Source organism: Roseateles sp. GW821-FHT09H10, assembly GCF_059415865.1.
In genome coordinates, this window is sequence record NZ_JBWKOB010000001.1 from 428996 (window position 1) to 441937 (window position 12942).

Genomic DNA, 12942 nt, shown 5'->3' on the forward strand with positions numbered 1-12942 from the left:
CTGGCTGCACACGGGAGTGAAAAGAGATGTTGAAGTTTGATGTTTGGAGCCGGACCGCGGTCCGGGCGCTGGTGGGTGGTTTCATCGCGGCGGCGCTGACGGCGTGCGGCGGTGGCGGCGGCAGTGCGGGCACGCCCATCAATGGCGGCGGCGGCGCATCGAGCCCGTCGGGCGCGGCCAGCGCCGTGGCGGCCGACGTGGTCGTCGTGCTGAGCAAGTCGACGCTGACCAACTCGGGTTCCGATTCGATCACCGCGACGATCACGACCATCGACACCAATCGCGCGGCCATCGGCAATGTGCCGGTCAGCGTTTCCGTCAACGCGAATGCCGTGGTCTCGACCACTGCCACCGCGACGAACGCCAGCGGCACGCTCGCGGCCACCATCACGCAAGGCTCGGATTCGTCCGTCAGGCCCGTGACGCTGACCGTCAAGTCCGGTGAAGTCACGCGGGCGGTGACCTTCAACGTCGTCCAGAACTCCTCGCCGACCAACCCGCAGGCGGCGCGGCTGACGTTGAGCCTGAACGCGTTCAGCATCACCAATTCGGGCAGCACGGAAGTAGTCGCCACGGCCGCCGCCATCGACGCCAACCAGAATGCGCTGTCCGGCATTCCGGTCCAGTTGTCCGTGGCCGACGGACCGCCACTCGCGTCCAATTCCCCCAGCTCGTTTGTCATCGTCGGTTCGACCCAGACGGGTGCCAATGGGCAGGTGACGGGCACGGTCAACATCGGCGCTGATCACTCCAATCGCACGGTCACCGTCACGGCGACGAGCGGGGCCTTGACCGCCACCGCGGCCTTCCAGGTGACCGGCACGCATTTCACGCAGGCCAGCCCCGTGCCGTCCGTCGTGACCGCCGGCCAGGCGGGCAAGGTCCTCTACACCTTGTCGGACGTGAACAACAATCCAATGCGCAACGTCCCCATCACGGTGACCGGCGTTGGCGTGACCACGCAGTCGGGTACTACCGATCTGAATGGCGACTATCCGTTCAACTACACGACGCCCAACACACCGGGCGGCACGCTGAACTTCACTGCGACGGCAGGCGGGGTGGAATCCAAGGTTGCCGTGACCATCGCGGGTGGCGCGACAACGGTGCCCAACGCCACGACGCCCGTCTCCAAGACGCTGAACCTGTCGGCGAACGTGGTGCAGGTCAATACCTCCACGTCCAGCAACCAGGTGTCCATCTATGCCATCTTCCGCGATGGCAACAATGCGCCCATCAACAATGTCCGCGTGCTGTTCGATGCAACGGGTGACAACGGCACCGGCGCCATCGGCTCGACCGACTACACGAAGACGCCGCCGGTCAACAATGCGGTGCTTTCTGACGGCTCGGGAACGGCCTCGACCACCTACAAGTCGGGCTCCGTCAGCAGTCCCACGAATGGCGTGACGATCCGGGCTTGCTGGAAGGAAAGTGACTTCGTTGCGGGTGAAACCGTTGCGAACTGCCCTGCCGCCAATCTGCTGACCACCACGCTGACCATCGTGTCGAATCCGGTGTCCATCTCCATCGGTACCGACAACCAGATTACCAATGGTCTGTCCGGCCTGACCTACCTCAAGAAGTATGTCGTGCTGGTCGTCGACTCGGCCGGCAATCCCAAGGCGGATGTCCAGATCACGCCGTCGGTCGACCTGGGCGGCTACAGGAAGGGCGCCTGGGGATACAACCAGGGCAAGCAGAAATGGGAACTGGAGCCCCAAGGCGACTACGCCCCCTTGTACAGCACTGACGAGACCGAAGGCGCACTCAATGCGATCTGCCCGAACGAGGACTTGAACCGGAACGGGGTCATTGACGGTATTGAAGACGCCAATGGCAACCAGCAGCTCGATCCGCGCAAGTCCGATGTGGCGATCACGCTGGTCGGTGCCACCAAGACCGATGCGAACGGCGTGGCTGTCCTGCAGCTCGAGTACGCCAAGAGCCTGGGCAGCTGGGTCGATTTCAAGATCACGGTGACGGCAGCGGGTGTGCTGAGCCCGCCGGCCTACTACCCGATCGGCGTCCCGGTGGTTCTGCCATCTCAGTCACAGGCTGCTCTGGCGGCGCAAGCAGTGTCACTGGGCCGCACCTATGCAGCAGGGGTGGTGGACTATCTGTACACCTATGTACCGCTCCCGGTTTCTGCCGGCGATATCGGGAATGCGGCCGCGCCGCCGTTCAGGGTCAGCCCGTATGGCACCAGCAGCAGCTGCCCCAATCCGAAGTGATGTGATTGCCCTTGTGGGCATGCCCGGCGGTGGCAAGTCCACCGTCGGAAAACAACTGGCACGCCAAATCGGCGTGCCTTTTGTCGATTCGGACCATGAAATCGAGCAGCGCATCGGCGGCAGCATCAAGCAGTTCTTCGAGCGCCACGGCGAGGATGCCTTTCGCGACGTCGAGACCGAGGTCATCGCGGAGCTGATCGCCCGAGGCGGCGATTGCGTGCTGGCCACCGGCGGTGGCGCCGTGCTGCGCGAGCGCAACCGCGAGCTGCTGCACAGCGGCGCGACGGTGCTCTATCTGCGCTCCACGCCCGAGGACCTGTTCCGCCGCCTGCGCCACGACACCACGCGGCCGCTGCTGCAGGTGCGCGACCCGTTGGCCAAGCTGCGCGAGCTGCACCAGCAGCGCGATCCGCTCTACCGCCGCTGCGCCCACTATGTGCTGGAGAGCGCCCGGCCCTCGGTGCACGCCCTCGTCAACATGGCGCTGATGCAGCTGGAGCTGGCCGGCCTGCTCGACCCGACGCGCGTGGCCGCGACCGTCGGGGCCGAGCCGCTTTGATGCCGGCTTGACGGGAAGCAGAGGGCCGCCGCCAGGGCGGCTCTTACACTTGGCCGATGCCTGCCACCGATACCGTCCGCATCCAGCTCCCCGACGACCGCGACTACGAGATCCGCATCGGCTCGGGCCTGCTGGACGAGGCCGGCAGCTGGCAGCAATTGCCCAAGGCGTCGACGGCCGTCATCGTCAGCAACGAGACCGTGGCGCCGCTCTATGCAGCCCGGCTGCGTGAACGCCTGCTGGCGGTCTACAAGCGAGTCGACCTCGTCGTGCTGCCCGACGGCGAGCAATACAAGGACTGGGCCAGCCTGAACCGCATCTGCGACCACCTGCTCGGCGAGGCCCTGGACCGCAAGACCGTGCTGTTCGCGCTGGGTGGCGGCGTCATCGGCGACATGACCGGCTTTGCGGCCGCCATCTATATGCGTGGCGTGCCCTTCGTGCAGGTGCCCACGACGCTGCTGGCCCAGGTCGATTCCTCGGTCGGGGGCAAGACGGCCATCAACCATCCGCTGGGCAAGAACATGCTCGGCGCCTTCTACCAGCCCGAGCGGGTCATCGCCGACCTCGACACGCTGGACAGCCTGCCCGACCGCGAGCTGCGCGCCGGCCTGGCCGAGGTCATCAAGTACGGCCCGATCGCGGATGCAGGCTTCCTGTGCTGGATCGAGGACAACCTCGAGGCGCTGCTGGCCCGCGACAAGGCCGTGCTCGGCTATGCCGTGCGGCGCAGCTGCGAGATCAAGGCCGACGTGGTGGGCCAGGACGAACGCGAGCAGGGCTTGAGGGCCATCCTGAACTTTGGCCACACCATCGGCCATGCCATCGAGGCCGGCATGGGCTATGGCGCCTGGCTGCACGGCGAGGCCGTCGCCTGCGGCATGGTGCTGGCAGCCGACCTGTCCCAGCGCATGGGGCTGATGCCGGCAGCTTTTGTCGAGCGTTTGCGCCAGCTCGTCGAGAGGGCAGGGCTGCCGGTGCAGCCGCCCAAGCTCGGTGCCGAGCGCTATCTGTCGCTGATGCGCGTGGACAAGAAGGCCGAGGCGGGTGAGATCCGCTTCGTGCTGATCGAGTCGCTGGGCCAGGCGGGCCTGCACTCGGTGCCCGATGCGCGCATCGTCGAAACGCTGACGGCTCACGGAGCTGCCTGAGATGACTGCGAAGCGCCCGGCCTACGCCGCCGATCCGGCGCGCAGCCGCGGGCGCCGCCTGCTCGAGCCGGCCGCACCGACGCGCAGCGAGTTCCAGCGCGACCGCGATCGCATCATCCACAGCACCGCCTTCCGCCGCCTCGTCTACAAGACTCAGGTCTTCCTCAACCACGAGGGCGACCTGTTCCGCACGCGGCTGACGCACTCGCTGGAGGTGGCCCAGCTTGGCCGCTCCATCGCACGCAGCCTGGGCCTGGACGAGGACCTCGTCGAAGCCGTGGCCCTGGCCCACGACCTCGGCCACACGCCCTTCGGCCATGCCGGCCAGGACGTGCTGGACGAATGCATGAAGGGCCATGGCGGCTTCGAGCACAACCTGCAGTCGCTGCGCGTGGTCGATCATCTCGAGCAGCGCTACCCGGCTTTCGACGGGCTCAACCTCTGCTTCGAGACCCGCGAGGGCATTCTCAAGCATTGCTCGCGCCGCAATGCCGAACTGATCGAAGCGATCGAGCCAGACGGCATCGCCAGGCGCTTCCTGCATGGTGGCCAGACCAGCCTGGAGGCCCAGCTCTGCAATCTGGCGGACGAGGTCGCCTACAACGCCCATGACGTCGATGACGGCGTGCGCTCGGGCCTGATCGAGCTGGAGCAACTGCTGGAGGTGGAGCTGGTGCGCGAGCACTGGCGGGCGGCCTTGGACGCCCACCCCGGGCTGGCCGGCAAGCGCCTGCTGTTCGAGACCATCCGCCGCATGCTGTCGGCCCAGGTCTACGACATCATCGACGCCACGCGCGCGGCTTTGGCAGACGCGGCCCCGGCCGATGTCGATGCAGTGCGCCGGGCCGACAAGCCGCTGCTGCGCTTCAGCGCCGAGATGCGTGTCAAGAGCACGGCGCTCAAGCGCTTCCTGTTTGCCAATCTCTACCGGCATCCGCAGGTGCAGGGCACCCGGGCGCGCGCCGAGCAGGTGCTGCGCGACCTCTTTGCGGCCTATTCATCCGATGCGACCCAGATGCCGGCGGACTTCGCCGACCGGGAAGACCGTGAACGCGCCTGCGCCGACTACATCGCCGGCATGACCGACCGCTTCGCCATTCGCGAGCATCTCAGGTTGACGGGCAAGACGCTTTTCTGACCCAATTCATAAATTGGGGTCGGAGTCGATTATCCTGAGCCTCCCCATCTAGGCCATAGCGCCTGAGAGGAGGTGCCCTTGGCCCGTCTTCCCCGCCTGATCCTGCCGGGTCAGCCCCATCACGTCATCCTGCGCGGCAACAACCGCCAGTCCATCTTCTTCAGCGACCACGACCGCCAGCACATGCTGGCGACGCTGGGCGAAGTGGCCGCGCTCTACCGCGTGGCCATCCATGCCTATGTGCTGATGGACAACCACCTGCATCTGCTGCTGACGCCTCCCGCGGCCGATGCCCTCAGCCGCATGATGCAGGCCCTCGGCCGGCGGTATGTCGCCTGGTTCAACACCCGCCATCAACGCAGCGGCACGCTCTGGGAAGGACGGTTTCGTGCCGGCCTGATCGAGGGCGAGAGGCATCTGCTGGCCTGCATGCGCTATATCGAACTGAATCCGGTGCGCGCTGGCCTGTGCCAGGAGGCGGCGCAATGGCCGTGGTCGAGTGCGGCCCACCACCTGGGGCTCAGCCGCAGCGCCCTGGTCACCGAGCATGAGCTGTATTGGTCCTTGGGCAACACACCCTTCGAGCGTGAGCATGCCTATCGCGAACTGGTGGGGCAGGGTGTCCCACTGGCGGAGCAGGCGATGTTCACCGAGGCCGTCCTGCGGGGGCGCCCCGTTGCCAGTGATGGTTTCTTGAAGCCGCTGGCAGACGCCCATCCCAAGGTGGCTGTGAAACGCCCTCGCGGCCGCCCCCGCAAGGTGGTTCAACCGCTGCCACAGGCTTGAAAAGACGCTTTGACTATGGCCCCATTTAATAAACTCAGAAAACGATCGCCAACTTAATTCTACTCTGACCCTATATTAATCAAGTTGCTACGTTTGCTGCACTGCATTAATCTCCCGCCCTGTTGTGTTCCAGGAGGGCGCCATGAGCCACGCCACGCAGATTCAAGCCGAGATCCAAGACCTTGCCGAGCACGGGCTCTATCGGCCGGGCAATGAAAAAGACGCCTGCGGCCTCGGCTTCGTGGCGCATATCAAGGGCCAGAAGGCACACAACATCGTCCAGCAGGGTCTGAAGATCCTCGAGAACCTGGACCACCGCGGCGCCGTCGGCGCCGACAAGCTGATGGGCGACGGCGCCGGCATCCTCATCCAGATCCCGGACGAGTACTACCGCGCCGAGATGGCCAAGCAGGGCATCAACCTGCCGCCGCCCGGCGAGTACGGCGTCGGCATGATCTTCCTGCCCAAGGAACACGCCTCCCGCCTGGCCTGCGAACAGGAGCTCGCCCGCGCCATCAAGGCCGAAGGCCAGGTGCTGATCGGCTGGCGCGACGTGCCGGTGGACCGCGACATGCCGATGTCGCCCACGGTGCGCGAGAAGGAGCCGGTGATCCGCCAGATCTTCATCGGCCGTGGCCCGGACATCATCGTGCCCGACGCCCTGGAGCGGAAGCTCTACGTCATCCGCAAGACGGCCTCCAGCGCCATCCAGGCCTTGAAGCTCACGCACAGCCGCGAGTACTACGTGCCGTCGATGAGCTGCCGCACCGTCATCTACAAGGGCCTGCTGCTGGCCGACCAGGTCGGCAAGTACTACCTGGACCTGGCCGACGAGCGCGTCGTCTCGGCCATCGCCCTGGTTCACCAGCGCTTCTCCACCAACACCTTCCCCGAGTGGCCGCTGGCCCACCCCTACCGCATGGTCTGCCACAACGGCGAGATCAACACGGTCAAGGGCAACTTCAACTGGATGCGTGCCCGCGAAGGCGTCATGAAGTCGCCGGTGCTGGGTGACGACCTGAAGAAGCTCTACCCCATCAGCTTCGAGCACCAGTCCGACACGGCCACTTTCGACAACGCCATCGAGCTGCTGACGATGAGCGGCTACCCGCTCGCCCACGCCGCCATGATGATGATCCCGGAAGCCTGGGAGCAGCACGAAGGCATGGACGAGCGCCGCCGCGCCTTCTACGAGTACCACGCCGCCATGATGGAGCCCTGGGACGGCCCCGCCGCCATGGCCTTCACCGACGGCCGCCAGGTCTGTGCGGCGCTGGACAGAAACGGTCTGCGGCCTGCTCGTTATTGCATCACCGACGACGACCTCGTCGTCATGGCCTCCGAGTCGGGCGTGCTGCCCATCCCCGAGGCCAAGATCGTCAAGAAATGGCGCCTTCAGCCCGGCAAGATGTTCCTCATCGACCTGGAGCAGGGCCGCATCGTCGACGACGAGGAATTGAAGAACCAGTTCGCCAACGCGCGCCCTTATCGCCAGTGGATCGAGAACGTCCGCGTCAAGCTGGACGACATCAGCGTGCCCGACGCGGCCCGCCCCGGCTTCACGACGACGCTGCTCGACCGCCAGCAGGCCTTCGGCACCACGCAGGAAGACATCAAGTTCCTGCTCGCCCCCATGGCCGCCAATGGCGAAGAGGGCATCGGTTCCATGGGCAACGACTCGCCGCTGGCGGTGCTGTCGGGCAAGAACAAGCCGCTGTACAACTACTTCAAGCAGCTCTTCGCCCAGGTCACGAACCCGCCGATCGACCCGATCCGCGAGAACATCGTGATGTCGCTGAACAGCTTCATCGGCCCCAAGCCGAACCTGCTGGACATCAACGCCATCAACCCGCCGATGCGTCTCGAAGTCAGCCAGCCCATCCTGGACTTCGACGACATGGCGCGCCTGCGCGGCATCGAGGCGCCCACCAATGGCAAGTTCAAGCCCAGCGAGCTCGACATCACCTACCCGCGTGACTGGGGCCGCGCCGGTGTCGAAGCGCAGCTCGCCTCGCTGTGCGCCTCGGCCGTGGACGCCATCAAGACCGGCCACAACATCCTCATCATCACGGACCGCCACCTCAGCGCCGACCGCATCGCCATCCCCGCGCTGCTGGCCCTGTCCGCCGTCCACCACCACCTGGTGCGTGAAGGCCTGCGCACGACGGCCGGCCTGGTCGTCGAGACCGGCACGGCCCGCGAGGTGCACCACTTCGCCGTGCTGGCGGGCTATGGCGCCGAAGCCGTGCACCCTTATCTGGCCCTCGAGACCCTCGAGGCCATGAAGGACGAGCTGCCGCCCAAGCTGACGGCTGAAGCCGCCCGCTACAACTACATCAAGGCCGTGGGCAAGGGTCTGTCCAAGATCATGTCCAAGATGGGCATCTCGACCTATATGTCCTACTGCGGCGCGCAGATCTTCGAGGCCATCGGCCTGAAGGCGGACTTCGTCGAGAAGTATTTCCGCGGCACGGCCACCCAGGTCGGCGGCATCGGCGTGTTCGAGGTGGCCGAGGAAGCCATCCGCATGCACGAGGGCGCCTTCGGCGACGACCCGCTGCTGGACAGCATGCTGGAGACCGGCGGCGAATACGCCTGGCGCACCCGCGGCGAAGAGCACATGTGGACGCCGGACGCCATCGCCAAGCTGCAGCACAGCTCGCGCAGCGGCAAGTTCGAGACCTACAAGGAATACGCCCAGATCATCAACGACCAGAGCAAGCGCCACATGACGCTGCGCGGTCTGTTCGAGTTCAAGTTCGACCCCGCCAAGGCCGTGCCGCTGGAAGAGGTCGAGTCGGCGGCCGACATCGTCAAGCGCTTCGCCACTGGCGCCATGTCGCTGGGCTCCATCTCCACCGAAGCCCACGCCACGCTGGCCGTTGCCATGAACCGCATCGGCGGCAAGAGCAACACGGGCGAGGGCGGCGAAGACCCGGCCCGGTACCGCAACGAGCTCAAGGGCATCAAGATCACCGGCGGCAGCAAGGTCGGCGACGTGCTCGGCCACAAGATCATGGAGGCCGACTACGAGCTCAAGGAAGGTGACAGCCTGCGCTCCAAGATCAAGCAGGTCGCGTCCGGGCGCTTCGGTGTCACGACCGAATACCTGGTCAGCGCCGACCAGATCCAGATCAAGATGGCCCAGGGCGCCAAGCCCGGCGAGGGCGGCCAGCTGCCCGGCGGCAAGGTGTCTGAGTACATCGGCATGCTGCGCCATTCGGTGCCGGGTGTGGGCCTCATCAGTCCGCCGCCCCACCACGACATCTATTCGATCGAGGACCTGGCCCAGCTCATCCACGACCTGAAGAACGTCAACCCCAAGGCCGACGTGTCGGTCAAGCTGGTTTCGGAAGTCGGCGTGGGCACGGTGGCCACGGGCGTCGCCAAGTGCAAGGCCGACCACATCGTCATCGCTGGCCACGACGGCGGCACGGGTGCCTCGCCGTGGTCTTCCATCAAGCATTGCGGCACGCCCTGGGAACTGGGCCTGGCCGAGGCGCAGCAGACGCTGGTGCTGAACCGCCTGCGCGGCCGCGTGCGCGTGCAGGCCGACGGCCAGATGAAGACCGGCCGCGACGTCGTCATCGGCGCGCTGCTGGGCGCCGACGAGTTCGGCTTCGCCACCGCGCCGCTGGTGGCCGAGGGCTGCATCATGATGCGCAAGTGCCACCTCAACACCTGCCCGGTGGGCGTGGCCACGCAAGACCCGGTGCTGCGCAAGAAGTTCACCGGCCGCCCCGAGCACGTCGTCAACTACTTCTTCTTTGTCGCCGAGGAAGCTCGCCAGATCATGGCCCAGCTCGGCGTGCGCAAGTTCGACGAACTGATCGGCCGCAGCGACTGGCTGGACACCAAGAAGGCCATCTCGCACTGGAAGGCCAAGGGCCTGGACTTCGCCCGCATCTTCCACCGCCCCAACGTGCCGGCCGACGTCGCGCGCATCCACAACGATGTGCAGGACCATGGCCTGGAGCGTGCGCTGGACGTCAAGCTCATCGAGAAATGCCTGCCCGCCTTCGAGAAGGGCGAGAAGGTGCAGTTCATGCAGGAGGTGACCAACGTGCGCCGGTCCGTCGGTGCGCGCCTGTCGGGCGAGCTGATCCGCCGCAAGCCCGAGGGCCTGCCCGACCACACCATCTTCATCCAGATGGAAGGCACCGGCGGCCAGAGCTTCGGGGCCTTCCTGGCCCAGGGCATCAGCTTCTACCTGATCGGTGACGCCAACGACTACACCGGCAAGGGCCTGTCCGGCGGCCGCGTCGTCGTGCGCCCCAGCATCGACTTCCGGGGCGACGCGACCAAGAACATCATCGTCGGCAACACCGCGCTGTACGGCGCGACCCGCGGTGAGGCCTTCTTCCGCGGCGTGGCGGGCGAGCGTTTCGCGGTGCGCCTGTCGGGTGCCACGGCCGTTGTCGAAGGCACGGGCGACCATGGCTGCGAGTACATGACCGGCGGCACTGTCGCCGTGCTGGGCAAGACCGGCCGCAACTTCGCCGCCGGCATGAGCGGTGGCATCGCCTACGTCTATGACGAGGACGGCCACTTCGCCAAGCGCTGCAACACCAGCATGGTGTCGCTGGAGAAGCTGCTGCCTGCGCACGAACAGGAAGCGACGGTCGACAAGGCCATCTGGCACAAGACCAAGGCGGTGGACGGCGTGGACCGCGAGGCCCAGACCGACGAGGCCATCCTGCGCAAGCTGCTGGAAGACCACCACCGCTGGACCGGCAGCCAGCGCGCCCGCGACATCCTCGACCACTGGGCCGAGTCGCGCGCCAAGTTCGTCAAGGTGTTCCCGAACGAATACCGCCGTGCCCTGGGCGAGATCAACGCCGCCAAGGAAGCCGCACAAACCATCGCTCAGGCCAAGGCGCCTGAAGCCGTCACCGCCAAGGCCTGAGGAGAGGGAGCATGGGAAAAGTCACCGGCTTCATGGAGTACGAGCGCCTCGAAGAGGGCTACGAGCCCGTCGTCGCTCGCGTCAAGAACTACAAGGAATTCGTCATCGCATTGAACGTTGACCAGGCCAAGCAGCAGGGCGCTCGCTGCATGGACTGCGGCACGCCGTTCTGCAACAGCGGCTGCCCGGTCAACAACGTCATTCCCGACTTCAACGACCTGGTCTACAAGGGCCGCGCGGAAGACTGGAAGAACGCGATCACGGTGCTGCACAGCACCAACAACTTCCCCGAGTTCACCGGCCGCATCTGCCCCGCGCCCTGCGAGGCGGCCTGCACGCTGAACGTCAACGATGACGCGGTGGGCATCAAGTCCATCGAGCACGCCATCATCGACCGCGCCTGGGCCGAGGGCTGGGTCACGGCCCAGCCGGCCAAGGTGCAGACCGGCAAGAAGGTCGCCGTCGTCGGCGCCGGCCCCGCCGGCCTCGCGGCCGCGCAACAGCTGGCGCGCGTCGGCCACAGCGTCACCGTCTTCGAGAAGAACGACCGCGTCGGCGGCCTGCTGCGCTACGGCATCCCGGACTTCAAGATGGAGAAGTCCCACATCGACCGCCGCGTCGAGCAGATGAAGGCCGAGGGCGTCGAGTTCCGCACCGGCGTGATGGTGAGCGCGCTGCCTAGCGAAGGTCCAGGCAGCAAGGTCACCAATTGGGCCAAGGAAACGGTCACTGCCGATGAGCTGAAGAGCCAGTTCGACGCCATCGTGCTGACCGGCGGCGCCGAGCAATCGCGCGACCTGCCCGTGCCGGGCCGCGACCTGGCCGGCGTTCACTTCGCGATGGAGTTCCTGCCGCAGCAGAACAAGGTCAACGCCGGCGACAAGCTCAAGGGCCAGATCTCGGCCGCCGGCAAGCATGTCATCGTCATCGGCGGCGGCGACACGGGCAGCGACTGCGTCGGCACCAGCAACCGCCATGGCGCCAAGAGCGTGACCCAGTTCGAGCTGCTGCCCCAGCCGCCCGAAGTGGAAGACCGCCCGATGACCTGGCCCTATTGGCCGATCAAGCTGCGCACCTCGTCCAGCCACGAAGAAGGCTGCGAGCGCGAGTTCGCCATCGCCACCAAGGAATTCATCGGCGAGAAGGGCAAGCTGACCGGCGTCAAGACCGTGCGCCTGCAGTGGCAGGGCGGCAAGATGACCGAGGTCGAGGGCAGCGAGCAGGTCCTGAAGGCCGACATCGCCTTCCTGGCCATGGGCTTTGTGTCGCCGGTCGCGACCATCCTCGAAGCCTTCGGCGTCGACAAGGATGCGCGTGGCAACGGCAAGGCCTCGACCGAAGGCGCCAATGCCTACAAGACCAATGTCGACAAGGTCTTCGCCGCCGGCGACATGCGCCGCGGCCAGAGCCTGGTGGTCTGGGCCATCCGCGAGGGCCGCCAGGCCGCGCGCGCGGTGGACGAGTACCTGATGGGTTCGACGACGCTGCCGCGCTGAGCGGCGGATCAGGGCGCCGGGGCGACGTCGATGTCGCGCGGCGTGGTTGCTGTGCCGGCGAGGCAGCGCGAGGCATCGCGCGCCGCGCCGGGCAGCCAGGCGAGCTTGGGCGTGGGAACGTCGGGCTCGAAATTCACCAGCAGGCAATATGCAGCCGGGGCCGAGCCCTGGCCGGCCTTGAAGCGGGCCTGCCTGAGTGCGATCTCGGTCACCTTCTGGAAGCCCAGGGGCGGCGTCGCCGTTCCCGGCGGGCTCCCAGTGCTGATCGTCCGTGGACTGCCGTCCGCCTCCAGCTCGACATAGGCGCGCAGCTGCACGCCGTCGGCGGGGAGGGGGGCGTCCGGAAAGCCGATGCGGGGCGCCATGGCCTCGAAGACCGGGGGCGAGACATCGGGAGGCGGGGCAGCGACCTCGGCCACCGCCTGCGCCGTTGTGGCGGCCTGGGCAGGTGCCGGAGCTGGCGGCTGTGTGGGTTCGGGCTCAGGCGCTTCGGCCGCCGCAACGGGCGCCGGAGCTTCGACAGCAAGACGTGCCGTCACGGCGGCGTGTGGAGCGGCGCTGCCGTGCCGGCCCGCATGCGGGCCGGATGGCCCCAGCAGCAGGGCGGCATGGGCGGCCAGCGCGAGACCCGCGCAGACCGCCACCGGCTTGCCGCCCTTCACGGCCTGGCCT

Annotated in this window: 8 protein-coding genes; 7 read left to right on the forward strand and 1 reads right to left on the reverse strand. The window is 66.7% G+C overall.

Features of this window, described 5'->3' with window-relative positions:
* The first annotated feature begins 26 nt into the window (after window positions 1–26).
* From AC07OY_RS01900 to AC07OY_RS01930, 7 genes are all read left to right on the forward strand, one after another.
* A complete protein-coding gene (locus tag AC07OY_RS01900; RefSeq protein ID WP_495040833.1) occupies window positions 27–2234 on the forward strand; it encodes an autotransporter outer membrane beta-barrel domain-containing protein in 2208 nt (735 codons plus the stop codon).
* On the forward strand, window positions 2200–2793 hold the full coding sequence (locus AC07OY_RS01905; protein WP_495040834.1) for a shikimate kinase: 594 nt from the start codon (window positions 2200–2202) through the stop codon (window positions 2791–2793). The genes AC07OY_RS01900 and AC07OY_RS01905 overlap by 35 nt, the downstream gene beginning before the upstream one ends.
* A 56-nt stretch (window positions 2794–2849) precedes the next feature.
* The gene (gene aroB / locus AC07OY_RS01910) at window positions 2850–3944 is read left to right on the forward strand and encodes a 3-dehydroquinate synthase (RefSeq protein WP_495040835.1); all 1095 of its coding nucleotides are present in this window, start codon (window positions 2850–2852) and stop codon (window positions 3942–3944) included.
* Between the two features lies 1 nt (window position 3945).
* Window positions 3946–5082, forward strand: a complete 1137-nt coding sequence (locus AC07OY_RS01915; RefSeq protein ID WP_495040836.1) for a deoxyguanosinetriphosphate triphosphohydrolase — start codon at window positions 3946–3948, stop codon at window positions 5080–5082.
* Between the two features lie 78 nt (window positions 5083–5160).
* The gene (locus AC07OY_RS01920) at window positions 5161–5868 is read left to right on the forward strand and encodes an REP-associated tyrosine transposase (protein WP_495040837.1); all 708 of its coding nucleotides are present in this window, start codon (window positions 5161–5163) and stop codon (window positions 5866–5868) included.
* A gap of 142 nt (window positions 5869–6010) precedes the next feature.
* A complete protein-coding gene (locus AC07OY_RS01925; RefSeq protein WP_495040838.1) occupies window positions 6011–10774 on the forward strand; it encodes a glutamate synthase-related protein in 4764 nt (1587 codons plus the stop codon).
* Window positions 10775–10785: 11 nt separating this feature from the next.
* Window positions 10786–12270: a glutamate synthase subunit beta gene (locus tag AC07OY_RS01930; protein ID WP_495040839.1), complete on the forward strand. Its 1485-nt coding sequence runs from the start codon at window positions 10786–10788 to the stop codon at window positions 12268–12270.
* A gap of 8 nt (window positions 12271–12278) precedes the next feature.
* Here AC07OY_RS01930 and AC07OY_RS01935 read toward each other — a convergent pair whose 3' ends face one another.
* Entirely contained in the window at window positions 12279–12932 is a 654-nt protein-coding gene (locus tag AC07OY_RS01935) for a hypothetical protein (protein WP_495040840.1), read from the reverse strand.
* Between the last annotated feature and the right edge of the window lie 10 nt (window positions 12933–12942).